This is a genomic window from Streptomyces sp. NPDC055749 (assembly GCF_053617235.1).
In genome coordinates this window covers 1-22834 of sequence record NZ_JBSHFH010000014.1, presented here as the reverse complement: position 1 = coordinate 22834, position 22834 = coordinate 1, and the positions used below count along the sequence as shown (strand labels likewise).

Genomic DNA, 22834 nt, shown 5'->3' with positions numbered 1-22834 from the left:
CCCAGGAGTAAATGTCGACTCATTCACAAGTCGTCTTACCTCCTTGGACGTGACCAGGAAACTTATCGATAGGTCAGCGTGGCACCATGCCGACGATTGGCGACTCTATGGCGTGTCACCGGTCCGCAGCAACACAATCCGCCGGACCCGGCCCGTTGTGTCGGCAATCGAACACCCCTCTGTCAAGGGTGCACGGAGAACAAGCCGCACATTTCGCGGGGGCACGAAACGGGTAAAGGGTTACGTTCGAGGCGAGTTGAGCGAGCGCCTCACAGGGCCCGGACACGCGTCCGGCCGGGCCTTGCTGAGCAAGGTCCGGCCGGACGTATGAGGTTGACGAGAAGTGTTGACTCGTCAGCCGAGAAGCGTGTTCAGCTCGACGTGGTCGAGGCCGTGCGCCTCGGCCACCTCGCGGTAAACGACCTGCCCGTCATGGGTGTTGAGCCCCTTGGCGAGTGCGGCGTCGCGGCGCAGGGCCTCGACCCAGCCGCGGTTCGCGAGCTCCAGGATGTACGGCATCGTCGCGTTGGTGAGCGCGTACGTGGAGGTGTTCGGCACCGCACCCGGCATGTTGGCGACGCAGTAGAAGACCGAGTTGTGGACCATGAAGGTCGGCTCGGCGTGCGTCGTCGGGTGCGAGTCCTCGAAGCAGCCACCCTGATCGATTGCAATGTCGACAAGTACACTTCCGGGCTTCATCTTGGCGACGAGCTCGTTGGTGACCAGCTTCGGGGCCTTCGCTCCGGGGATCAGAACGGCGCCGATGACGAGGTCGGCCTCGACGACCGCCTTCTCCAGCTCGAAGGCGTTGGAGACGACCGTCTTCACCTTCGTACCGAAGACCTTGTCGGCCTCACGGAGCTTGTTGATGTCGCGGTCGAGCAGCGTGACGTGGAAGCCGAGACCGACGGCGATCTGCGTGGCGTTCCAGCCGGAGACACCGCCGCCGATGACGACGCACTCACCGGGCGCCGTGCCCGGGACGCCGCCCGGAAGCACACCACGGCCGCCGACCGAGCGCATCAGGTGGTACGCGCCGACCTGCGGGGCCAGCCGGCCCGCGACCTCGGACATCGGGGCGAGCAGCGGAAGCGCGCGGGTGGCGGTCTCGACCGTCTCGTACGCGATGGCCGTGGTGCCCGACTCGAGCAGCGCGTCGGTGCACTCGCGGGAGGCGGCGAGGTGCAGGTAGGTGAAGAGCGTCTGGCCCTTGCGGAGGCGGTGGTACTCCTCGGCGACCGGCTCCTTGACCTTGAGCAGGAGGTCGGCGGCTGCCCAGACCTCGTCTGCGGTGGCCAGTATCTGCGCTCCGGCGGCGATGTACTCCTCGTCCGTGATGGACGAACCGGCGCCGGCGTTCTGCTCGACCAGGACCTGGTGGCCTTGGCGGGCGAGCTCATGCACTCCGGCAGGGGTGATCGCCACCCGGAACTCGTTGTTCTTGACTTCGCGGGGGATGCCGACCTTCACGTCGATCACGGTCCTTGGCTCGGAGGGGGTACGGGCATAGCGGTGGATACCCGGATACACCCAGCATAAATGGAGACACCGCAGTGACACGCGGCAGAGCCAGTCTAATGAAGGACTTCGCGCTGTCTAGCCTTACAAAGCATTAACTTTCAGCCGAAGCACTACGGATTTCGTAGGCAGAACCCTCCTCGCCAAGCAATCTGTCGGCCGCACCCCGGTGCAGCCTGGCCGCCGCGGGGTCTCCCAGCCGGTCCAGCGTGTCGGCCAGCCGCAGCTGGAGCGCCGCCTGGAGCCGTACGTCCTGCGCCTGCCGTGCCAGCTCCACCGCTTCCCTGCACGTGTGCAGCGACTCCTGCGGACGGCCCGCGTACTCCTGGACCCGCGCGGCCTCACTGAGCGCCCGCGCCTGGGCGGGCACGTCCCCGAGCCTGCGATGGCCCGCCGCGGCGGCCCGCCAGTTCCGCAGGGCCTCGCCGTACCGCCCGGCATAGGTGTGTACGGCACCGAGACGCCCGTACAGCCGCGCCTCGTCGGCCCGCTCCCCCTGGGTGAGCCGCTGCGCGAGGGCCCGGCCGTACCAGTCGGAGGCCCGGTGGAAGTCCCCGAGCTCGGCGTAGGCCCCGCCTACGGATTCCATCGCGCGGCCGGTCGCGTAGAGGTCCTTCGCCTGCCGTCCGGCGTCCAGCGCTGCCCGGTATCGGGTCAGCGCGTCCTGCGTACGGCCGGTTCTGGCGTCCAGATCGGCGAGATTGAGCAGGGCGGCGGCCCTTTCGCGCGGCAGATCGCGGCGTTCGGCGACATCGAGGACCAGCCGGTGCAGCCCGTAGAGCTCGGGCGCCGCCTCCTCCGTGCCGCGGTGGACGGCCAGCGCCCGTACGAGTGCGGCCACCAGCCTCCTGGCCAGGGTGTCCAGATCACCGTCCTCGACGGCGATCCTGGCCGAAGCCAGCAGGGCGGGCTGGCGGATGCGCAGCCAGGCGGCGGCCGACTCGGCGTTGGGGAACCGCAGGGATCGCGGCAGTCCGGCCAGCTTCCGCTGGGACGGGGAGTCCTCGGGGTCGGTGACCGCCCGGCAGGACTGGAGCTGGCGCACGGTCCGCTCCAGCATCCGGGCCCTGGCCAGCTGGATCTCGGCCGGCCGGTCCCGGTCCTCCAGGAGTGCGCGCAGCATCGGGGCCAGGCAGCCGGGCACCTCGTACTGCGGCAGAGCGGCGCCGTCGCCGCGCAGCAGGCCGAGGCCGACGAAGTCGTCCAGCGTCGACTGGGCCGCCGAGACGGAACAGCCGGCCAGCGCGGAGGCGGTGTGGGCGTCGGCGAGTCCGGCGGGCGCGAGTGCGAGCAGTCGCAGTATCCGGGCGGCGGCCTGCGGCAGGGACTCGTAGACCAGACGGAACGCGCGGGCCAGCGGGCGGGCGCCGGTGGGCTGGTCCGTGTCGTCGGGCAGTTCGTGCACCTGCTTGGTGACATCGGCCACCGACGCCATGGGGTGGGCGGCGAGCCAGCCTCCGACGAGGGCCAGCGCGGCGGGCTGCCCGCCGCACTCCTCGGCAAGGGTCTCGGCGGTGCGCGGGTCGACGGTGATGCGGACCTGGCCGATGATCCGGCCGAGCAGCTGCACGGCGGAGCCCGCGTCCAGGCCGCCGATGGTGCAGGGGCGGACCCCGGGGATGCCGGTGAGCGGGCCCGTAGCGGTGGCCACGACCAGGCAGTCCGGGTTGTCGGGCAGGAGCGGGTCGACCTGTTCGGCGTCCACGGCGTCGTCGAGCAGGAGCAGGACACGGCGTACGGCGAGGGCCTCGCGGACCATCTCGGAGAGCTCGTCCTCGTCGGCGCCGGGCGGGGCGGCCACACCCACCAGGTTCAGGATGTCGCGGGCGGTACGTTCGGTGGGGACCCGGTCGCCGCCGGGGTCGGTGAGCCCGACCCGCAGCACACCGTCCGGATAGTCACCCGAACGAGCCGCTCCGGAACCCGAACCGGAAGCCGATGCGGAACCCTCACCGGAACCCGGACCCGTGAGTCTTCGCGCGAGCTCGGCGGCCAGTGCGCTGCGCCCCGAACCCGGCCGGCCCGCGATCAGCAGCACCCGGGCACGGGCGCTCCCGCGCCCCGCGAGCGTGTCCAGACCGGCCCGCTCGATATCGGCCCGGAGCTCCTTCAACTCGCGTTCCCGCCCGAAGAATTGGGGTGGGGTGGCGCCGGACGGCTCCTCGGTCCCCGCTGCTCCGGCCGGGCCGCTGGTGTCCACCGCCTGATCGGTCACGAGCCACGCTCCACTTCGCTGCACGCGGTGCCCGCCGGAACTCCGGACGGGGCTTTCCGAGCGTAGTTCAGGGGTGCGGACGATCACGGTGGAGCGCGGCGGACGGGTCCCCCGATCGGATCAGCGTTTTCTACGATCGTCCGACCGGGGGCGCGTACGGAGAGAGGCGAGCGGACGGGCCGTCAGGCCTCGAACGGACGGGCCGGCCACGGAGCTTCGGCCGGGCGCAGCGAGTCCACGCCCTCGCCGGCGAGCACAGCGGTGAGCGAGAGGACTCCCACGACCAGACAGTTGTTGTGCAGGTCCCCGGCGAGTACCCCTCGTACGAGCTCCTGGAGCGGCACCCGCGCCAGCTCCATGTCGGCCTCCTCCTCGGAGACCTCGAAGCGTTCGCCCACCACATCGGAGAGGTCCCGGGCCAGGAAGATGCGTACCGCTTCGTCGCAGCCGCCCGGGGTGGTGTAGACGTCGGTCAGCACCCGCCAGTCCTCGGCCTTGACGTGCGCCTCCTCGTACAGCTCGCGCTGGGCGGCGTGCAAGGGGTTCTCGCCGGGGACGTCGAGCAGTCCTGCCGGGATCTCCCAGAGCTTGTGGCGCACAGGGTGGCGGTACTGCCGCAGGACGAGGACCTGGCCGTCCTCGTCGAGCGCGAGGACCGCCACGGAGCCGGGGTGGACCTGGTAGTCGCGGCGTGCGGTCGTGCCGTCGGGCATGACGACGTCGTCGGCCCGGATGCTGGTCTTCTTGCCGGTGAAGGGCGTCGCGGTCGCGGTGACCTGCCACTCCTCGGGCGTGTCCTGGAAACCCATGTACGTCCTCCCACGAACCACGAACAAACAGAAACCGGGGTACGTGTCCCTGCGGACGCGTACCCCGGTCAACGGTATCTCCTGCGGACTACTTGGCCGTCTTGCGCTCCACGGCCGCCTTCACCAGGCCCGCGAAGAGCGGGTGCGGGCGGGTCGGGCGGGACATGAGCTCCGGGTGCGCCTGGGTGGCGACCAGGTAGGGGTGGACCTCGCGCGGGTATTCGACGAACTCGACGAGCTTGTTGTCCGGGGAGGTGCCGGAGAAGACCAGACCGGCCTTCTTCTCCAGCTCGGTGCGGTAGGCGTTGTTGACCTCGTAGCGGTGGCGGTGGCGCTCCTCCACGTACGGCTGGTCGGCGTACGCCTCACGGACGACCGAACCCTCGGCGAGCTTCGCGGGGTAGAGGCCGAGGCGCATCGTGCCGCCCAGGTCGCCCGCGCCCTCGACGTACGCGAGCTGCTCCTCCATCGTCGAGATGACGGGGTGGGAGGTGGCGGCGTCGAACTCGGTGGAGTTGGCGTCGGGGATCTCGGCGAGGTTGCGCGCCGCCTCGATCACGATGCACTGGAGGCCGAGGCAGAGGCCCAGCAGCGGCACCTTGTTCTCGCGGGCGTACTGGATGGCGCCGATCTTGCCGTTGACACCGCGGTCGCCGAAGCCGCCGGGGACACAGATCGCGTCGACGTCGGCGAGCTGCTTCGCGGCGCCGGCCGGGGTCTTGCAGTCGTCGGACGCGACCCACTTGACCTGGACGCGGGCCTTGTTCGCGAAGCCACCGGCACGGATGGCCTCGGTGACGGAGAGATAGGCGTCGGGCAGGTCGATGTACTTGCCGACGAGCGCGACGGTGATCTCGTGGTCGGGGTTGTGGACGCGGTCCAGCAGGTCGTCCCACGTGGTCCAGTCGACATCGCGGAACGGCAGGTCGAGCTTGCGCACGACATAGGCGTCCAGACCCTCGGTGTGCAGCACCTTGGGGATGTCGTAGATCGAGCGGGCATCCGGGCAGGCCACCACGGCGGTCTCGTCGACGTCGCACATCAGCGAGATCTTGCGCTTGATGGCGGTCGGGACCTCACGGTCGGCGCGCAGCACGATGGCATCCGGCTGGATACCGATGTTGCGCAGGGCCGCGACCGAGTGCTGGGTGGGCTTGGTCTTCAGCTCGCCGGACGGCCCGATGTAGGGCAGCAGCGAGATGTGGACGACGAAGACGTTGTCCCGGCCGACCTCGTGGCGGACCTGACGGACGGTCTCCAGGAACGGCAGCGACTCGATGTCGCCGACCGTGCCGCCGACCTCGGTGATGACGACATCGACGTCGTCGGTCGCCATGCGGCGGATGCGGTGCTTGATCTCGTTGGTGATGTGCGGGATGACCTGGACGGTGTCGCCGAGGTACTCGCCGCGCCGCTCCTTGGCGATGACCGTGTTGTAGACCTGGCCGGTGGTGACGTTGGCCGAGCCGTCGAGGTCGACGTCGAGGAAGCGCTCGTAGTGGCCGATGTCCAGGTCGGTCTCGGCGCCGTCGTTGGTGACGAACACCTCTCCGTGCTGGAAGGGGTTCATCGTGCCCGGGTCGACGTTGAGGTAGGGGTCGAGCTTCTGCATGGTGACCCGCAGGCCCCGTGCCTTGAGCAGGGCACCCAGGCTGGAGGCAGTCAGACCCTTGCCGAGGGAGGAGGCGACACCCCCGGTGACGAAGATGTGCTTGGTCGTCGTGGATGTGGGCTGCATAGCCAAAGGGGGCTCCCGTGGTCGCGATCGTGAGGTGCGTGCCGGCGTTGCCGAACCGGAGAATCCGGAGGTGCCGTCGCTGCGGTTCGGGGGTCTCGTCCACTGTCGGGAACGACCACCGGTCCACGGGCTACCAGGGTAACAGCGACGACGAGAGGCTGCTTCCGGCCACACTCCCTCACACGGGCCACACAGGATGACCGCACTCGTTTCACGTCCCACCCGTTCGGCTCAGGGGTGTTGCCGAGACGGTCGCGCGGATCATCCATCTGCGTCGTATCCTGCTCGGACACTTGCTGCCGAGCTGGCCGGCCAGCGGCACCACCCCCGCCCGCTCAGCCGGTGCGAGATCTCGTCGGTTCTTCCCCCACGACCCACGACCCTTGACCTGCAGTAAGCGCCCCTCGGGGCGACATGGCCGTTCGACTGGAGATGCACGTGGCCGGGCGCATCGAGGATTACGCACTCATCGGAGACATGCAGACCGCTGCCCTGGTCTGCCGGGACGGCACGGCCGACTGGCTGTGCCTGCCCCGCTTCGATTCGCACGCCGTCTTCGCAGGACTGCTTGGCACCGAGGAGCACGGCTTCTGGCGTCTGGCCCCGGCGACCGGCGAGGGGACACCGCCGCCTTACGCGGACCGTCGCCGCTACCGAGGGGACTCCCTCATCCTGGAATCGGAGTGGGACACGCCGCGCGGCACCGTCCGCGTGACCGATTTCATGCCGCCGCGTGACGGCGCGCCGCAGCTGATCCGGATCGTGGAGGGTGTGAGCGGCCGGGTGCCGATGCGCTCGGAGCTGCGCATGCGGTTCAGCTACGGGCGGGTCACGCCCTGGGTGCACAAGGTCGACGGCCGTACCGTCGCCGTCGCCGGCCCCGACTCGGTCTGGCTGGACACTCCGGCCGAGACCTACGGCAAGAACCTGACGACGTACTCCGACTTCACCGTGGGCCCCGGCGACCGGATCGCGCTCACCATCAGCTGGCAGCCCTCGCACCGCGAGCCCCCGGCCCTGCCCGACCCCGAGGGTTCCCTTGAGGCGACGGAGCAGTTCTGGCGCGAGTGGGTCGACCAGTGCACGTACCACGGGCCCTACCGGGAGGCCGTGGTCCGCTCCCTGATCACCCTCAAGGCCCTCACGTACGCGCCCACAGGCGGCATCGTGGCGGCCCCCACGACCTCCCTGCCGGAGGAGATCGGGGGCGTACGGAACTGGGACTACCGCTACACGTGGCTGCGTGACGCGGCGATCACCCTCTCCTCCCTGCTGCGCACCGGCTACCGCGAGGAGGCCCGGGCCTGGCGCGAATGGCTGCTGCGGGCCGTCGCGGGCGACCCGGAGAACCTTCAGATCATGTACGGGATCGCGGGCGAGCGGGAGCTCGGCGAGGCCGAGCTCGACTGGCTGCCCGGGTACGAGAACTCCGGCCCGGTCCGCGTCGGCAACGGCGCGGCGGGGCAGCTCCAGCTCGATGTGTACGGCGAGGTCACCGAGGCGCTGCATCTGGCGCACATGACCGGCCTGACCCGCAACGACTACGCGGTGGGGCTCCAGCTCAAGCTGATCAGCTACCTGGAGAAGCACTGGGACGAGCCCGACGAGGGCATCTGGGAGGTGCGCGGGCCGCGCCGCCACTTCGTTCACTCCAAGGTGATGGCCTGGGTCGCGGTCGACCGGACCATCAAGCTGATCGAGTCCGGGGACACCGAGGGGCCGCTGGAGCGCTGGCGCGAGCTGCGCGACGACATCCACCGCGATGTCTGCGAGCGGGGCTACGACCCGGAACGCAACACCTTCACGCAGTCCTACGGCTCGAAGGAGCTGGACGCGTCCCTGCTGCTCATCCCGCAGATGGGCTTCCTGCCACCGGACGACAAGCGGGTCATCGGCACGATCGAGGCGATCCAGCGGGAGCTGTCCACGGAGGACGGTTTCATCCTGCGCTACCCGACCGCGGGCGAGGACGCGGGCGTGGACGGCCTGGAGGGTGACGAGGGCGCGTTCCTGGCGTGTTCGTTCTGGATGGCGGACGACCTCGCCATGATCGGGCGGGTCGACGAGGCGCGCCGCCTCTTCGAGAAGCTGCTCTCGCTCCGCAACGACCTGGGGCTGCTCGCGGAGGAGTGGGACCCCCGGCTGCAACGCCAGGTGGGCAACTTCCCGCAGGCGTTCAGTCACGTGCCGCTGATCGACACGGCCCTGCGGCTGACGGCGAGCGGCGCGTACGTCGGCTGAGCCCACGGGGGGTGCGATGGCAGGACAGTGCCGAACGGCCGGTACGAGCAAGCGGTAATACGCTTGGACTGTCCTGTCACGCCTCCGGAAGGGGGCCCTCGATGGCGCCCCGCAGCACAGTCGAAGCCGACCTCACCGGCCTTCGTGAGGAACTCGCGGGGGACGCGCTCACACCCGCCGACACGGGTTACGACGAAGCACGCACCGTCTTCAACGGCATGATCGACCGCCGTCCCTCGGTCATCGCCCAGTGCGAGTCCCCCGCCGATGTGGCGCACGCCCTGCGCTTCGCCCAGGCGCACGGGCTGGAGATCGCCGTGCGCGGCGGGGGCCACGGCGTGGCCGGCACCGCGTTGAGCGAAGGCGGGCTCGTCGTCGACCTGCGCCGAATGAACGAGGTGACGGTCGACCCTGCGTCCCGCGCGGTACGGGTGGGCGGCGGGGCCACCATGAGCGACCTGGACCGGGCGACCCAGCCGTACGGTCTGGCGACGACCGGCGGCCGGGCCTCCACCACCGGCGTCGGGGGCTTCACGCTCGGCGGCGGTTCCGGCTGGCTGGAGCGGAAGTTCGGGCTCGCCTGCGACAACCTGCTGTCCGTCGAGCTGGTCACCGCGGACGGCGAAACGGTGCACGCGAGTGTCGACGAGAACCCCGAGCTCTTCTGGGCCCTGCACGGCGGCGGCGGCAACTTCGGCGTCGCCACGGCCCTCACCCTTGAACTGCACGAACTGCCCGCGATGAGCTTCGTCCTGCTGCTCCACCGCCCCGAGGAGGGCCGCCCCGTCGTCGAGACGTTCCGCGACGTGATGGGCTCGGCGCCGGACGAGGCGGGCGGCGGCTGTCTCTACTTCACGGCGCCGCCCGAGGACTTCGTACCGGAGCGTCTGGTCGGCACGCCGGTCTGCGCGACGCTGCTCACCTTCGCGGGAACGGAGGAACGGGCCCGCGCCGTCGCGGCCCCGCTGCTCGCGCTCGGCCACGAGGCGGAGCTAATCGCCGAACTGCCGTACGCGGACCTCCAGTGCATGCTGGACGACCCGCCCGGCATGCGGAACTACTGGTCCGCCGAGTATCTCGACAGTCTCCCGGACGAGGCGGTGGAGGTGTTCTGCGCCCGCGCGGACGACATGCCGATGCCTTCGGCGACCCAGCACGTGCTGTTCCCGATGGGCGGCGCGGTGTCCAGGAACACCGACGGATACCCGCTGCCGTGGCGCTCCGCCCCCTGGGCGGTCCACCCCTTCGGCGTCTGGGAGAGCCCGTCGGACGACGCGCGCGCCAAGCAGTGGGTACGCGATGTGCGCGCCGATATGCGTCCCTGGTCAGGTGGCGCCGTGTATCTGAACTTCATCGGGAACGAGGGATCGTCCCGGGTCGTCGAGGGTGTCGGCGCCGAGAACTACGCGCGGCTGTCCGCGGTCAAGGCGCGGTACGACCCCGGCAACGTGTTCCGCCTCAACCACAACATCCAGCCCGCCGGGCAACTGTGACGCACGCCATATCGACGGAACGGTCGATGTTCACGGCCCCATTCGCCCGGTAACTTCCTGGTCAGGGCGACAGTCCTGCGGATCCGAGTGAAAGCGTGAGGCCTCAGCCAGTGGAGACCCAAGGCGGAATAACCGTGCAGCGCGCGCTGGAGCTCCCCGGGCTGCGCGGCGGGCTCCCGGAGGTCGTGGCCGGTGCCGACCGGCTGAACCGTACGGTGCGCTGGGTGCACGCCGGCGAGGTACCGAACATCGCGTCGCTCCTCAAGGGCGGCGAACTGCTGCTCACCACCGGCCTCGGGCTCGGCACCCGCCCCGCCGAGCAGCGGGCCTTCGTTCGCCGGCTCGCCGACCGTGGCATAGCCGCGCTCGTGGTGGAACTCGGACCGCGTTTCAGCCGACTGCCCGCGTCCATCGTGGACGCCGCGCGCGCGGCCGGGCTGCCGCTCGTGCAGCTGCACCGCGAGGTGCCGTTCGTGGCGGTGACCGAGGAGGTCCACACCGAGATCGTCAACGGGCACTACGCGCTCCTCCAGCAGGCCGAGGAGGTCCACATGCGCTGTACGCACGCGCTGCTGGGCGGCGGCGGGGTCCCGCAGGTGCTCGGCATCCTGGCGGACTTCACCGCCAACCCGGTCTTCCTGGAGACCGCCGACGGCCAGTTGCTGTACGCGGCGGGCACCGGGGCGCGCCCGGCGAGCGCGGATCCGCTCCAGGTCTGGGACGGGATGCGCGGCGGCCGGGCGGCCCGCGAGAGCCCGCCCGCCAGTGCCCTGCTGGTGGATGTACCCGGCGGCGGCGCGGGGGCCGGTTCGGTGCGGGCCAGGCTGGTGATGCTGGCCGTGGACGGGCCGCTGGTGCCCGTGCACCGGATGGCGGCCGAGCGGGCCGCGGGCCTGATCGCCGTCGTCCTGATGCAGGCGCGCCAGGAGGAGGAGCTCGCGGCACGCGGCCGGGGCGACTTCCTCACCGACCTCGCCGAGGGCCGGATCGCCCCCGAGGACGCGCCCGCCCAGGCCAGGGTCCTCGGTTTCAAGCCGGGCGAGGCTCCGCTGCTGCCCGTGGTGATGCGACTGGCCCCCGAACTCTCCCCCTCGGGCAACTGGGCGCTGCTCGCCCGCGCGGTCCTGGAGGAACTGTCATCGGTGGGCGTGCCCGTACTGCTCGGCGTCCGCCCCGTGGAGGGCAGGGTCCCGTTGCTGCTGGGGCTGCGCTCGGAGACCGAACGCACAGCGGTGGCCGACCGGGTCGCCGCGGCCCTGCGGGCGGGCGTGGCACGCGCGGGCCTGGAGCGCGCCGGATCGCATCCGCCGGTCGTGGTGGTCGGTGTGGCGGGCGGCTGGGCAGCGGCCGGCGCGGGGCTGCGGCACGCGGCGGAGACGGCAGCCGCAGCGCAGGGGCTCAGCGACCGCCCCTGGTACGACGCCCGGCGCCTCGACATCGATCTGCTGCTGTGGCGGCTGCGGGACCATCCGGATCTGGCGGCCTTCGTGGACCGGGCGATCGGCCCGCTGCGCGACCACGACCGCACCTCGCGGCCCCCGCTCCTCCCCACTCTTGAGGCGTATCTCGCTCATGCGGGCCGCAAGGCGGAGACGGCCCGCGAACTGCATCTGAACCGGCAGACGCTCTACAACAGGCTGGCCCGTATAGGCGAGTTGCTCGGCACGGACCTGGACGACCCGCAGACGGTGCTGGCCCTGAGCCTGGCCCTGCGCGCCCGCCGCCACGCCTCGTAACGCCCTCTTCGGAGAAGCGAGTCAGCGGGTGCGGACCAGCTGCGGCTGCGCCAACTCGTCGTACACCGCGAGCACTTGCGCGATCGTGTCGTCCTCGGTCGGCCAGCCGGCGGCCTGTACGGGCCCAGCGGCCGTCAGCCGCGCCCGCCGCTCCGGGTCGCCGAGCAGCCGGATCACGGTACGGGCGAGCGCTTCGGCGTTCCCGTACGGTACGAGTTCGGCGGCTTCACCCACGAGTTCGGGCACTCCGCCGACCGCGGTGGCGACCAGCGGGACACCGAGCCTCAGCGACTCCTGGGCCAGGAGCGACCGGGCCTCCCAGCGGCTGGACAGGATCGCCAGATCGGCGGCGGCGAGGAGTTCACCGATGTCCTCCCGGCAGCCGATGAGGCTGACGGGCAGCTCCTCGTCCCTGATGCGGCGCTGCAGGGCCGCCCTGGACGGCCCCTCCCCCGCGATGATCAGCAGGGGTACGGGGTCGAGTTCACGCCACATCCGGGCGGCGTCCAGCAGCGTGTCGTACCCGTGGGCCGGCACGAGACTGCCCACGGACATCAGCAACGGCCGCTCGACCGCGCCCAGTTCGGCCCTCGCCTTGCCGTCGTGGACACTCACGGGGAACCGGGCCACGGGCACCGCGACCGGCGCGAGCCGGGCATCGCGCGCACCGCACCTGCGGGCACGGTCGACCAGGTCCGATGACGTACCGAGGACAACGGCCGCCGCACGGACGGCCCTTCGCTCCAGCATGCGCAGCAGCCGGCGCCGGGCGCCCTCGGCATGGGAGCGGGTGTGCCAGGTCAGGACGAGCGGGGTGCGCCGCCCGCTGAGCGCGAGCCCGGCGCGTACCGCCGCGTGCAGTCCATGGGCGTGAACGACGTCGGCGTCCGCGCAGGCGGCACGCAGCGCAGCGACGGCGGAGGGGTCACTGCGCCGGGGAACGGGCAGGAAATGTGCTCCGGTGGCGGGGAAGTCGTAGGCGCGGTCCAGCTCGGCCGGTGCGCAGACCGTGACCCGCACGCCCCTGGCCACGAGCCCTGCGGACAGCGAGCTGACATGTGCGCTGCTGCCCGCACTGCCCCCGCCGAGGACTTGGACCGTATGCAGCTGTGACACGTTGAATGGCTCCCGGGGCTCCCGAGTCGGCGGTATGTACAGCGCCAAGGATGCCAGTCCGTACGCACGTTCCGGGACCGCCGGAGCGTTGTTGCCGTGCGCCTGGTGACAACGAGCCGCACCGCATCACTCGCACGGGTGAGACAAATGGCGCGCTCTTGCCGTCCGGACGCACCCGCTCCGACCGTCCGGCGCCCCTGCCCGCGCCTGCCCGGAGGCCGCGCGACCGCCGGGCGAGTCGGGCCCCGGGACGGGAGCCCCACCGAGGGGCTCCCGTGCGCGCCTGCCCCGATATCCGCGCTACCTGTCCGCCCGCGCCGAGGCGAGCAGCTCCTCGGCGTGCGCACGGGCCGTCTCCGAGTCCTCCTGGCCCGCGAGCATCCGCGACAGCTCCCGGACCCGGTCCTCGCCCTCCAGGACCGTCACACCGCTCCTCGTCACGGAGCCGTCGACCGTCTTCTCGACCAGCAGCTGCCGGTCGGCGAAGGCCGCCACCTGGGGCAGATGGGTCACGACCACGACCTGCGCCGACCTGGCGAGCTTCGCCAGGCGCCGGCCCACCTCCACGGCCGCCTTGCCGCCGACACCCGCGTCGACCTCGTCGAAGAGGTACGTCGGTACGGGGGCGGACCCCGCGAACACCACCTCGACGGCCAGCATCACGCGGGACAGCTCACCGCCGGACGCGCCCTTGGCGATCGGCCGGGGCTGGGCGCCGGGGTGCGGGGCCAGGAGCAGTTCGACCTCGTCGGCGCCGGACGGGCCGTAGACGACGCTCCGCCCGCCGATGTCGATGCCGGACGCCTCGTCCGGCGCCTCGGTCTGCCTGATCTCGAACGAGACCCGGGCGTGCGGCATCGCGAGCGACGCCAGTTCCGCGGTCACGGCCCCGGCGAAACGCTCCGCCGCTTCCGTACGCGCGTCGGTCAACGCCTGTCCGAGTGCGGAGAGTTCGCCGCGCAGCGCGTCGCGCTCCGCCGTCAGCTCGCCGATCCGGTCGTCGTCGCCCTCCAGCTCGGTGAGCCGCCCCGCGCCGTCCTCTGCCCAGGCCAGGACCGCGGTGACGTCCTCGCCGTACTTGCGGGTGAGCGCGGTGAGTGCCGCGCGGCGTTCCTCGACCGCGGCGAGCCGCAGCGGATCGGATTCCAGCTGGTCGGCGTACCCGGCAAGCTCCCCGGCCACGTCGGCCAGCAGGATGGAGATCTCCCCGATCCGGTCCGCGAGCCCGGCCAGTGCCGGATCGTGGGCCCGTACGGCCTCCAGGGACCGGCCCGCCGCCGCGACCACGGTCGTGGCGTCGACACCTTCCTGGTCCTCCGGATCGCCCGCGAGCGCTCCGTGCGCGAGGGCGGCGGCGGAGGCGAGCGCGTCGGCATGACCGAGCCGCTGCGCCTCGGCGGCGAGCTCGACGTCCTCACCCGGTCTGGGATCCACGGCGGCGACCTCGTTGAGGCCGAAGCGCAGCAGGTCTGCCTCCTGGGCCCGTTCGCGGGCACGCGTCGTCAGCTCGTCGAGCTCCGCCGCGACCGCGCGCAGCCGCCGGTAGGCGGAGGCGTACTTGGCGTGGGGCACGTCGACGCCACCGCCCGCGTACCGGTCGAGGGCCTGACGCTGCCGGGCAGGCTTGAGAAGTCCCTGCTGATCGGTCTGGCCGTGCACGGCCACGAGCTCGTCGGCGAGTTCGGCCAGCACCCCGACGGGCACGGACCGGCCGCCGAGATGAGCGCGGGAACGCCCCTCGGCCGAAACGGTACGGCTGATGAGCAGCGCACCGTCGTCGAGTTCCGCCCCGGCCTCCTCGGCGCGCAGCGCTGCCGCGTCGCCCTCGGACACCGTGATCCGGCCCTCGACGACCGCGGCCTTGGCCCCGATCCGTACCAGGGCAGGGTCGGCGCGCCCGCCGAGCAGCAGCCCCAGACTGGTGACGACCATGGTCTTGCCCGCGCCGGTCTCGCCCGTCACCGCGGTGAAACCGGGTGACAGCTCCACCACCGCGTCGTCGATGACTCCGAGCGACCGTATCCGCATCTCCTCCAACACGGACACGACCTTACGAGGTCCGGACCCCGGTATGCGACGGGGCCCGGTACCCGATTCACTCTCCGGTGTGCGGGAGGGTGCGCGGGACGGTGCCGGAGCCGGGCATCCGGAGGGTCAGTGGGGCGCTCCCCGCCACCCGGAAACGGGCAGCGCGAACTTGGCGACGAGCCGGTCCGTGAACGACGCCTGGTGCAGCCGTGCCAGCCGTACGGGCACCGCCCCGCGCCGTACCTCGACCCGGGCGCCCGCGGGCAGCTCCACGGTCCTGCGCCCGTCGCACCACAGCACCCCGTGCGGCGTGTGCGGCTGGACCTCGACGGCGAGCACCGAGGTCGGAGAGGTCACGAGCGGTTTGGCGAACAGCGCGTGGGCGCTGATCGGCACCATGAGCAGCGCCTCGACCTCCGGCCAGACCACGGGTCCGCCAGCCGAGAACGCGTAAGCGGTCGAACCGGTCGGGGTCGCGCAGACGATCCCGTCGCAGCCGAAACCGGTGACCGGGCGGCCGTCGATCTCCAGGACGACTTCCAGCATCCGGTCCGGCGACACCTTCTGCACGGCCGCCTCGTTGAGCGCCCAGTCGGTGTGCACGATGTCGCCGTTGCTGTGCACGACGACGTCGAGCGTCATGCGCTCCTCGACCTGGTAGGCGCGGGAGACGACCCTCTCGACCACCTGGTCCAGGTCGTCCCGCTCGGCCTCGGCGAGGAAGCCGACCCGGCCGAGGTTGACGCCGAGCATCGGTACCCCGGAGGCCCGGGAGATCTCGGCGCCGCGCAGCAGTGTGCCGTCCCCGCCGAGGACGATCAGCAGCTCACAGCCGTCCACCGCGGCGGGGCCCGTCTCGCTGACGATCTCGACGGAGGGTGGCAGCGGCAGATCGGCCGCCTCGTGGGCCAGCACCCGCACGCCGAGACCGTTGCGGAGCAGCCCCTGCACGACGAGTTCGGCGCTCCGGATCGCGGCCGGCCGGCCGGTGTGCGCGAGAAGAAATACTGTTCGTGCCGTATTCGTCGTCAACGAGGCCCCTCCGCCACTGCACGGTCGACATCCGCGGGGTCCAGCTCAGGAGCTCCGGCCCGCAGCCACAGAAAGTACTCGACGTTCCCCGAGGGTCCGGGCAGCGGACTCGCCGTCACACCCCGTACCCCCAGGCCCAGCAGACCGGCCCGGCGGGCCACCTCCCGTACCGCTTCCGCCCGCAGTTCGGGGCTGCGGACCACCCCGCCGCTGCCGAGCCGCTCCTTGCCCACCTCGAACTGCGGCTTGACCATGAGGACCAGGTCCGCGTCGGGGGCGGCACAGCGCGCGAGAGCGGGCAGCACCAGCCCCAGCGGAATGAACGACAGATCGCCGACCACCAGGTCCACCGCCGTCCCGTCGATCTGCTCCAACGTCAACTCCCGCACGTTGGTACGGTCCTTGACGGTGACGCGTTCATCGGACTGCAGTGACCAGGCGAGCTGCCCGTAGCCGACGTCGACGGCGACGACATGGTCGGCTCCGGCCCGCAGCAGTACATCGGTGAAGCCACCGGTCGACGCCCCGGCGTCCAGCGCCCGCCGCCCCTCGACCTTCAGCCCCAGGGGTACGAAGGCGGCGAGGGCGCCGGCCAGTTTGTGCCCGCCGCGCGAGACGTACTCCGGATCGCCCTCGTCCTTCGTGACGACGACCGCGGCGCTGGTCTCGACCTGCGTGGCGGATTTGGTCGCGGTGGTACCTCCGACGGTCACCCGCCCCGCTGCGATCAGCTGGCTCGCGTGCTCGCGAGAGCGGGCGAGACTACGGCGTACCAGCTCGGCGTCGAGGCGGCGACGTGCCACTCCTGCCACGTTCGGTTCAGCTCCTGTGGTTGTGCGGGGCCATCGGCGCGGGTGCGGGCCGGGCGTCCAGTGCGGTCAGCGCTTCGCGCAGTCCACGGTGTACATCCTCGTACACCTCGGTGTGCCCGTCCGCCGGGAGGTGGTCCGCATCGGCCAGACGCTCCAGTCGCGCGTCCACGTCGGCGTTCCCCGTGGGGGTGCGTACGACGCCCAGGGGCGTGGGCGCCGCGGGCTCGAAGGAGGGCGGGGCAGCCGGTTCCGGTTCCCCGGAGGTGGTCCCGGGCGGCGTCTCCGGCCCCGGCATCCAGTCGTCGCTCATGCCGAAACGCTACCGCGAAGGGCTGAGGTAGCGTCGACGGCGATATGGCGACCATGGCGGAGTGCCGCAGCGCACTCGACAGACTTTCCGACAACCTGACAGGGGCCGAGGGGGACGTGCGCAGCGCTGCCGACCTCGACCGGTCACTGAGCTGTCACATCAGGGATCTCGATGTGACCTTCACCGGGCGGCTGAAGGATGGCCGGATCACGGTTCTCGACACGGTCGAGGGCCCACCCCGCGAGAAGGCCCAGATCCGGCTGGCGATGGCGGGTGACGATCTCGTGGCGATGGTGGCCGGCGAGCTGAACTTCGCGAAGGCGTGGGGCTCGGGCCGGGTCCGCCTGGAGGCCGGCTTCCGGGACCTCCTGAAGCTCAGATCCCTGCTCTAGCGCCTGTCCGCGCCTTCCGGGCGGCCGGCACCACCAAGGGCGTGCCGGTCTCCGGATCATCGATGACCTGGCACCGCATCCCGAACACCTCCTCGACGAGCTCCGCAGTGACGACCTCACCCGGCGCACCCTCGGCTACGACCCGCCCCTCACGCATCGCGATGAGATGCGTGGCGTACCGCGCGGCATGGTTCAGATCGTGCAGGACGGCGACCAGAGTGCGCCCACGCGTCTCGTGCAGCTCCGCACACAGGTCGAGCACGTCGATCTGGTGCTGGATGTCGAGGTACGTCGTCGGCTCGTCCAGCAGCAGCAGCGGGGTCTGCTGGGCGAGCGCCATCGCGATCCAGACACGCTGACGCTGCCCACCGGACAGTTCGTCGACATAGCGACCGGCGAGTTCACCCACACCCGTGGACTCCATGGACTCCACGACAACGCGCTCGTCCTCGGGCGACCACTGCCGCAGCAGCCCCTGGTGCGGGTAGCGACCGCGCGCGACGAGGTCCGCGACCGTGATGCCGTCGGGAGCGATCGAGGTCTGGGGCAGCAGCCCGAGCAGCTTCGCGACCTTCTTGGCGGGCAGCGCGTGGATGGACTGCCCGTCCAGGAGCACCTGGCCCCGGCTCGGCTTCAGCATCCGGGACAGCGCGCGCAGCAGGGTCGACTTCCCGCAGGCGTTGGGGCCGACGATCACCGTGAAGGAGTTGTCGGGAATCTCGACCGAGAGGTCCTCGGCGATGACCCGCTGGTCGTAGCCGAGGGTCACCGAATCTGCGGTGAGGCGCTGCATGGTCGTACTCCCGGAGTCGGTCGACGCAAGTTAGGCAAGCCTACCCTCCGCCCTACAGCCCCAGTCTCGCGAGCACCTTCCCCGCGTCCAGGCCGCACGAACCCTCGCCCGCATACGTCCAGGCCGCCCCGCAGAGCGCCCGCAGCCCGTCCAGTTCGTCGCCCTGCCCCTCCAGCACCAGCTCGTCCCCGCGCACGGCGGCGCTCCAGCCGCCGCAGCGCCACGCGTCGTCCACCACCGTCACCTCGGGCTGCCCGGTGAGCAGTCCCCGCAGATCCCGGTCCACGTACGTGGGCCGGTACCGCGGCTCGGCGGCCAGGAGCCGGGCGGCGTCCGTCACCCCGGTGAGCACGAGCAGCGAGTCGACGCCCCCGTTGAACGCGCCCTCGATGTCCGTGTCCAGCCGGTCCCCGACGACCAACGGCCGCTCGGCCCCGGTCCGCAGCACGGTCTCGCGGTGCATCGGCGGCAATGGCTTCCCCGCGACCTGCGGCTCGGCGCCCGTAGCGATCCGGACAACCTCCACCGCGGCGCCGTTGCCCGGCGCGATGCCCCGGGCACTCGGAATCGTCAGATCGGTGTTGGACGCGAACCAGGGCAGCCCGCGCGCGACCGCGTAGCTCGCCTCGGCCAGCCGCCCCCATGCCAGGTCCGGACCGCCGTACCCCTGCACCACGGCAACCGGCTCGTCGTCCGCCGACTCCACGGGCACCAGACCGCGCTCGCGCAGGGCGACCCGCAGCCCTTCCCCGCCGATCACCAGCACCCGCGCACCGGGCGGCAGCTGATCCGCCATCAGCCGGGCCACCGCCTGAGCGGAGGTGATCACATCGGCGGCCTCGGCAGGCACACCGAGCTCGGTCAGATGCTCCGCCACCGCGTCCGGCGTCCGCAGCGCGTTGTTCGTCACATAGGCGAGACGCATCCCGCCGTTCCGTGCGATGCCGAGCGACTCGACGGCATGGACGATGGCGTGCCCGCCCGCGTACACCACCCCGTCCAGATCGAGCAGGGCCGTGTCGTACGCCTCGCTCAGCGCCGTGCTGCTCCCGAGCGGCCGGGACGTGTACTGCTGACTCATATGCATACGCTCCTCATTCATGCCTCTCCCCCGATCATCGCGCATGCGCGGAGCGCACATACGATGCAGAAATGAACACATCAGGTCCCGCCGAACAGGGGCTGCGTCTGATCCCGTTCCGTGGACTTCGTTACGTCCCCGAGCGGGTCGGCAGCCTCGCCGCGGTGACCTCACCGCCGTACGACGTCGTCGTCAGGCCCGACGGACTCCACCACCTGGAGTCGGCGGACCCGCACAACATCGTCAGGCTGATCCTGCCGCAGGCGGACACGGCCACGGCCCGCCACCAGCAGGCCGCCGAGACGCTCGGCGACTGGCTCTCGGAGGGCGTGCTCGCGCCCGATCCGGCACCGGCGCTGTACGTCTACGAGCAGCGCAACAGCGAGATCCTGCAACGCGGCCTGATCGGCGCCCTGGCGCTGTCACCCGCCGCCGACGGCATCGTGCTCCCGCACGAGGACGTCATGGCCCACGTCGTCGAGGACCGGGCCGACCTGATGCGCACGACGGCGGCCCATCTGGAGCCGCTGCTGCTCACGTACCGGAGCGACGGCCGGCGCACCGGCACGACCGCCGTGATCGAACGCATGGTCGCGCGCCCGCCGCTCCTCGCCACCACGACGGAGGACGGTTTCAGCCACCGCCTCTGGGCCGTCACCGACCCCGCGGAACGGGCCGAGATCGAGTCGGATCTCTCCCGCCACCAGGCGCTGATCGCAGACGGCCACCACCGCTGGGCCACGTATCTCAGACTCCAGCAGGAACAGACCGGCCCAGGCCCCTGGGACTTCGGCCTGGTCCTTCTCGTCGACACGGCCCGCTACCCGCTCCAGGTCCGCGCCATCCACCGCCTGCTGCACGGACTCCCGGTCGCCGAAGCGCTCGCCGCCCTGGACGGCCTCTTCCGCGTCCGGGACGTCGAGGGCCCGCTCCCCCACGCGCTCGGCGCCCTCGCCGAAGCCACGGCCGAGGGCAACGCGTTCCTCCTCGCCGGCGACGGTGGCTTCCACCTGGTCGACCGCCCGGACGGAGGGCTTCTGTCCCGTACGGTCCCGGCGGACCGCCCCCTGGCCTGGCGGACGCTGGACGCGACGGTCCTGCACTCCACGCTGCTCGACCAGGTCTGGCGGATCCCCGACGCCCCGGAACACATCGCGTACATCCACGACACCGCAGCCGCCGTCGAGCAGGCCGAACGCCACAACGCCACGGCGGTTCTGCTCCATCCGGTACGGGAAGAAGTCGTCCGCGACCTGGCCCGGCAGGGCGTCACGATGCCGCGTAAATCGACATCGTTCGGCCCCAAGCCTGCCACGGGCATCGTGCTGCGCAGCCTCGACCTGGACTGACCGAACCGCGCCACAAACAGAAGAGGGCGGCACCCGAACCGGGTGCCGCCCTCTTCATCACGACTTACGCCTTCGGGGCCTCGTCCGAGTCCTCGTCGTCGTCCTCGTCCTCGTCGTCCTGGTCGTCGAGCTCGTCGCCCGCAGCGTCGGCTTCCACGACGTCGACAATCTCGACGGCCTCGTGGTCGTCGCCCTCACCGAGAGCGTCGACGAACTCGACGCCGTCGAGCTCGGCCAGCCGGTCCGACGCGTCGGTCGAACCGTCCTTGTCGGCCTCCAGGGCCTTGCCGAACCACTCGCGCGCCTCGTCCTCGCGACCGGCCTCGAGCAGCGCGTCCGCATACGCGTAACGCAGGCGCGGAGTCCACGAGTGCACGGCGCTCGACGCCAGCTCGGGTCCCTGCAGCGTGACGATGGCGGCATCGATCTGCCCCATGTCCCTGCGGGCTCCGGCGGCCACGAGACGCATCTCGACCTGTCCGGCCTTGTCGAGCTTCTGCACCTCCGGCTCGCCGGCCATGGCCATCGCCTTCTCTGGGCGGCCGAGGCCACGCTCGCAGTCGGCCATGACGGGCCACAGCTCCACGGACCCGGTCATCCGACGGGACGCCCGGAACTCGGCCAGCGCCTCGGCGTACTTCTGCGTGGCGTACGCGGCGAAGCCGGCGGCCTCACGCACGGCGGCCACACGCGAGGCCAGCCGCAGTGCGATGCGCGAGTACGCGTACGCCTGCTCGGGGTCCTCGTCGATCAGGTTGGCCACCATGACGAGGTTGCGTGCGACATCCTCGGCAAGCGTCTTCGGCAGGCTCAGGAGCTCCTGGCGAACGTCCTTGTCGATCTCGTCACCGGTGACGTCGTCGGGGATGGGGAGCCGCTTGATCGGCTCACGGTCCCGCTCGTCACGCCGCTCGAAACCACCGGAACGGCCACCGCGGTCGTCACGCTGCCCACCGCGGTACCCACCACGGTCGTCATCACGACGCGGGCCACGATCCCGGTCGCCGCCACGGTTGTCGTCACGGCGGAAGCCGCCGCTGGGGCGGTCGTCGTCACGACGGGGGCCACGCGGCCGGTCGTCACGCCGCTCGAAGCCACCACTGGGACGCCCACCACGGTCGTCATCACGACGCGGAGCACGGTCATCACGACGGAACCCACCACCGCCACGGTTGTCATCGCGACGGAAACCACCGCCGGACCCACCACCGGTCGGCCGGCTGTCATCACGACGCGGAGCGCGATCGTCACGACGGAACCCACCACCGGAGCCACCACCGGTGGGCCGGCTGTCATCACGGCGCGGGGCCCGGTCATCACGACGGAAACCACCACCGGAGCTACCGCCGCCACGGTTGTCGTCACGGCGGAAGCCGCCGCTGGGGCGGTCGTCGTCACGACGGGGGCCACGCGGCCGGTCATCGCGCCGCTCGAAGCCACCACTGGGACGCCCACCACGGTCGTCATCACGACGCGGGGCGCGATCGTCACGACGGAACCCACCACCGGAACTGCCGCCACCACGGTTGTCATCGCGACGGAAACCACCACCGGACCCACCACCGGTGGGCCGGCTGTCATCACGACGCGGGGCACGGTCATCACGACGGAACCCACCACCGGAGCTACCGCCACCACGGTTGTCGTCCCGACGGAACCCACCGCCCGAACTGCCACCGCCACGGTTGTCATCGCGACGGAAACCACCACCGGACCCACCGCCGGTCGGCCGGCTGTCATCGCGACGCGGGGCCCGGTCGTCACGGCGGAAGCCACCGCCGGAACCGCCACCCGTGGGTCGGCTGTCGTCCCGACGGAAGCCACCCCGGTCGTTGTCACGGCGAGGCGCGCTGGACCGGTCGTCACGACCACCGCGGAAGCCGCCCTTGTCACCGCCGTCCCGGCGACGCGGCTCGCGCTCCGGACGATCGTCGGGAGAGTTGGTGGACATGGGTGTGACTCCTGTCATCGGGTACCACAGACATTCTCGCGCAGCCAACCGGCCAACGCGCTTCGAGAAAACAAAAAAGGACCCTTGGTCCCAGCATGAACGCTGGGACCAAGGGTCCTTGAAAGATTGTTCGGCGGCGTCCTACTCTCCCACAGGGTCCCCCCTGCAGTACCATCGGCGCTGAAAGGCTTAGCTTCCGGGTTCGGAATGTAACCGGGCG

General features: G+C 71.2%; 18 protein-coding genes and 1 rRNA gene. 5 read left to right on the top strand and 14 right to left on the bottom strand.

Features of this window, described 5'->3' with window-relative positions; all coding sequences use genetic code 11:
* Positions 1-354: 354 nt before the first annotated feature.
* From ald to ACWGO0_RS13135, 4 genes are all read right to left on the bottom strand, one after another.
* Positions 355-1470 (bottom strand): alanine dehydrogenase, encoded by a 1116-nt coding sequence (gene ald, locus ACWGO0_RS13150; protein ID WP_453532960.1) that lies wholly within the window; start codon positions 1468-1470, stop codon positions 355-357.
* A gap of 142 nt (positions 1471-1612) precedes the next feature.
* Positions 1613-3733 (bottom strand): tetratricopeptide repeat protein, encoded by a 2121-nt coding sequence (locus ACWGO0_RS13145; RefSeq protein WP_453532573.1) that lies wholly within the window; start codon positions 3731-3733, stop codon positions 1613-1615.
* 182 nt (positions 3734-3915) lie between these two features.
* A complete protein-coding gene (locus ACWGO0_RS13140; RefSeq protein WP_453532570.1) occupies positions 3916-4542 on the bottom strand; it encodes an NUDIX domain-containing protein in 627 nt (208 codons plus the stop codon).
* A gap of 88 nt (positions 4543-4630) precedes the next feature.
* Entirely contained in the window at positions 4631-6280 is a 1650-nt protein-coding gene (locus ACWGO0_RS13135; protein ID WP_453532567.1) for a CTP synthase, read from the bottom strand.
* Between the two features lie 438 nt (positions 6281-6718).
* Here ACWGO0_RS13135 and ACWGO0_RS13130 point away from each other — a divergent pair, with 438 nt between their 5' ends.
* From ACWGO0_RS13130 to ACWGO0_RS13120, 3 genes are all read left to right on the top strand, one after another.
* The gene (locus tag ACWGO0_RS13130) at positions 6719-8521 is read left to right on the top strand and encodes a glycoside hydrolase family 15 protein (protein ID WP_453532957.1); all 1803 of its coding nucleotides are present in this window, start codon (positions 6719-6721) and stop codon (positions 8519-8521) included.
* 101 nt (positions 8522-8622) lie between these two features.
* The gene (locus ACWGO0_RS13125; protein ID WP_453532564.1) at positions 8623-10014 is read left to right on the top strand and encodes an FAD-binding oxidoreductase; all 1392 of its coding nucleotides are present in this window, start codon (positions 8623-8625) and stop codon (positions 10012-10014) included.
* A gap of 110 nt (positions 10015-10124) precedes the next feature.
* Positions 10125-11750, top strand: a complete 1626-nt coding sequence (locus ACWGO0_RS13120) for a PucR family transcriptional regulator (RefSeq protein ID WP_453532954.1) — start codon at positions 10125-10127, stop codon at positions 11748-11750.
* A gap of 21 nt (positions 11751-11771) precedes the next feature.
* On the opposite strand, the gene ACWGO0_RS13115 is transcribed toward ACWGO0_RS13120, so the two are convergent.
* From ACWGO0_RS13115 to ACWGO0_RS13095, 5 genes are all read right to left on the bottom strand, one after another.
* The gene (locus tag ACWGO0_RS13115; RefSeq protein WP_453532561.1) at positions 11772-12866 is read right to left on the bottom strand and encodes a glycosyltransferase family 4 protein; all 1095 of its coding nucleotides are present in this window, start codon (positions 12864-12866) and stop codon (positions 11772-11774) included.
* A 300-nt stretch (positions 12867-13166) separates the two neighbouring features.
* A complete protein-coding gene (recN, locus tag ACWGO0_RS13110; protein WP_453532558.1) occupies positions 13167-14912 on the bottom strand; it encodes a DNA repair protein RecN in 1746 nt (581 codons plus the stop codon).
* 108 nt (positions 14913-15020) lie between these two features.
* Positions 15021-15926 (bottom strand): NAD kinase, encoded by a 906-nt coding sequence (locus ACWGO0_RS13105; RefSeq protein WP_453532555.1) that lies wholly within the window; start codon positions 15924-15926, stop codon positions 15021-15023.
* The gene (locus ACWGO0_RS13100) at positions 15923-16738 is read right to left on the bottom strand and encodes a TlyA family RNA methyltransferase (protein WP_453532552.1); all 816 of its coding nucleotides are present in this window, start codon (positions 16736-16738) and stop codon (positions 15923-15925) included. The genes ACWGO0_RS13105 and ACWGO0_RS13100 overlap by 4 nt, the downstream gene beginning before the upstream one ends.
* Before the next feature lie 7 nt (positions 16739-16745).
* Positions 16746-17048 (bottom strand): hypothetical protein, encoded by a 303-nt coding sequence (locus tag ACWGO0_RS13095; protein WP_453532549.1) that lies wholly within the window; start codon positions 17046-17048, stop codon positions 16746-16748.
* Between the two features lie 44 nt (positions 17049-17092).
* On the opposite strand from ACWGO0_RS13095, the gene ACWGO0_RS13090 reads away from it, so the two are divergent.
* Positions 17093-17440 (top strand): SCP2 sterol-binding domain-containing protein, encoded by a 348-nt coding sequence (locus tag ACWGO0_RS13090; RefSeq protein ID WP_453532546.1) that lies wholly within the window; start codon positions 17093-17095, stop codon positions 17438-17440.
* On the opposite strand, the gene ACWGO0_RS13085 is transcribed toward ACWGO0_RS13090, so the two are convergent.
* The gene (locus ACWGO0_RS13085; protein ID WP_453532543.1) at positions 17424-18233 is read right to left on the bottom strand and encodes an ABC transporter ATP-binding protein; all 810 of its coding nucleotides are present in this window, start codon (positions 18231-18233) and stop codon (positions 17424-17426) included. The genes ACWGO0_RS13090 and ACWGO0_RS13085 overlap by 17 nt on opposite strands.
* Before the next feature lie 52 nt (positions 18234-18285).
* Positions 18286-19314 (bottom strand): HAD hydrolase-like protein, encoded by a 1029-nt coding sequence (locus tag ACWGO0_RS13080; RefSeq protein WP_453532540.1) that lies wholly within the window; start codon positions 19312-19314, stop codon positions 18286-18288.
* A gap of 71 nt (positions 19315-19385) precedes the next feature.
* On the opposite strand from ACWGO0_RS13080, the gene ACWGO0_RS13075 reads away from it, so the two are divergent.
* Positions 19386-20663 (top strand): DUF1015 family protein, encoded by a 1278-nt coding sequence (locus ACWGO0_RS13075; RefSeq protein ID WP_453532537.1) that lies wholly within the window; start codon positions 19386-19388, stop codon positions 20661-20663.
* A 64-nt stretch (positions 20664-20727) separates the two neighbouring features.
* On the opposite strand, the gene ACWGO0_RS13070 is transcribed toward ACWGO0_RS13075, so the two are convergent.
* The 3 genes from ACWGO0_RS13070 to rrf form a co-directional block, all read right to left on the bottom strand.
* Complete coding sequence (locus tag ACWGO0_RS13070; protein WP_453532951.1) at positions 20728-21477, bottom strand: hypothetical protein; 750 nt, start codon at positions 21475-21477, stop codon at positions 20728-20730.
* Positions 21474-22535 (bottom strand): hypothetical protein, encoded by a 1062-nt coding sequence (locus tag ACWGO0_RS13065; RefSeq protein ID WP_453532948.1) that lies wholly within the window; start codon positions 22533-22535, stop codon positions 21474-21476. The genes ACWGO0_RS13070 and ACWGO0_RS13065 overlap by 4 nt, the downstream gene beginning before the upstream one ends.
* A gap of 207 nt (positions 22536-22742) precedes the next feature.
* Positions 22743-22834: ribosomal RNA gene (rrf, locus tag ACWGO0_RS13060) — 5S ribosomal RNA — on the bottom strand; the annotation flags it as partial.

Coding starts and splice junctions, on each gene's coding strand:
- ACWGO0_RS13135 (WP_453532567.1), bottom strand. CDS start 6,280: ATGCAGCCCACATCCACGACGACCAAGCACATCTTCGTCACCGGGGGT.
- ACWGO0_RS13075 (WP_453532537.1), top strand. CDS start 19,386: ATGAACACATCAGGTCCCGCCGAACAGGGGCTGCGTCTGATCCCGTTC.
- ACWGO0_RS13095 (WP_453532549.1), bottom strand. CDS start 17,048: ATGAGCGACGACTGGATGCCGGGGCCGGAGACGCCGCCCGGGACCACC.
- ACWGO0_RS13125 (WP_453532564.1), top strand. CDS start 8,623: ATGGCGCCCCGCAGCACAGTCGAAGCCGACCTCACCGGCCTTCGTGAG.
- ACWGO0_RS13140 (WP_453532570.1), bottom strand. CDS start 4,542: ATGGGTTTCCAGGACACGCCCGAGGAGTGGCAGGTCACCGCGACCGCG.
- ACWGO0_RS13085 (WP_453532543.1), bottom strand. CDS start 18,233: ATGCAGCGCCTCACCGCAGATTCGGTGACCCTCGGCTACGACCAGCGG.
- ACWGO0_RS13090 (WP_453532546.1), top strand. CDS start 17,093: ATGGCGACCATGGCGGAGTGCCGCAGCGCACTCGACAGACTTTCCGAC.
- ACWGO0_RS13080 (WP_453532540.1), bottom strand. CDS start 19,314: ATGAGTCAGCAGTACACGTCCCGGCCGCTCGGGAGCAGCACGGCGCTG.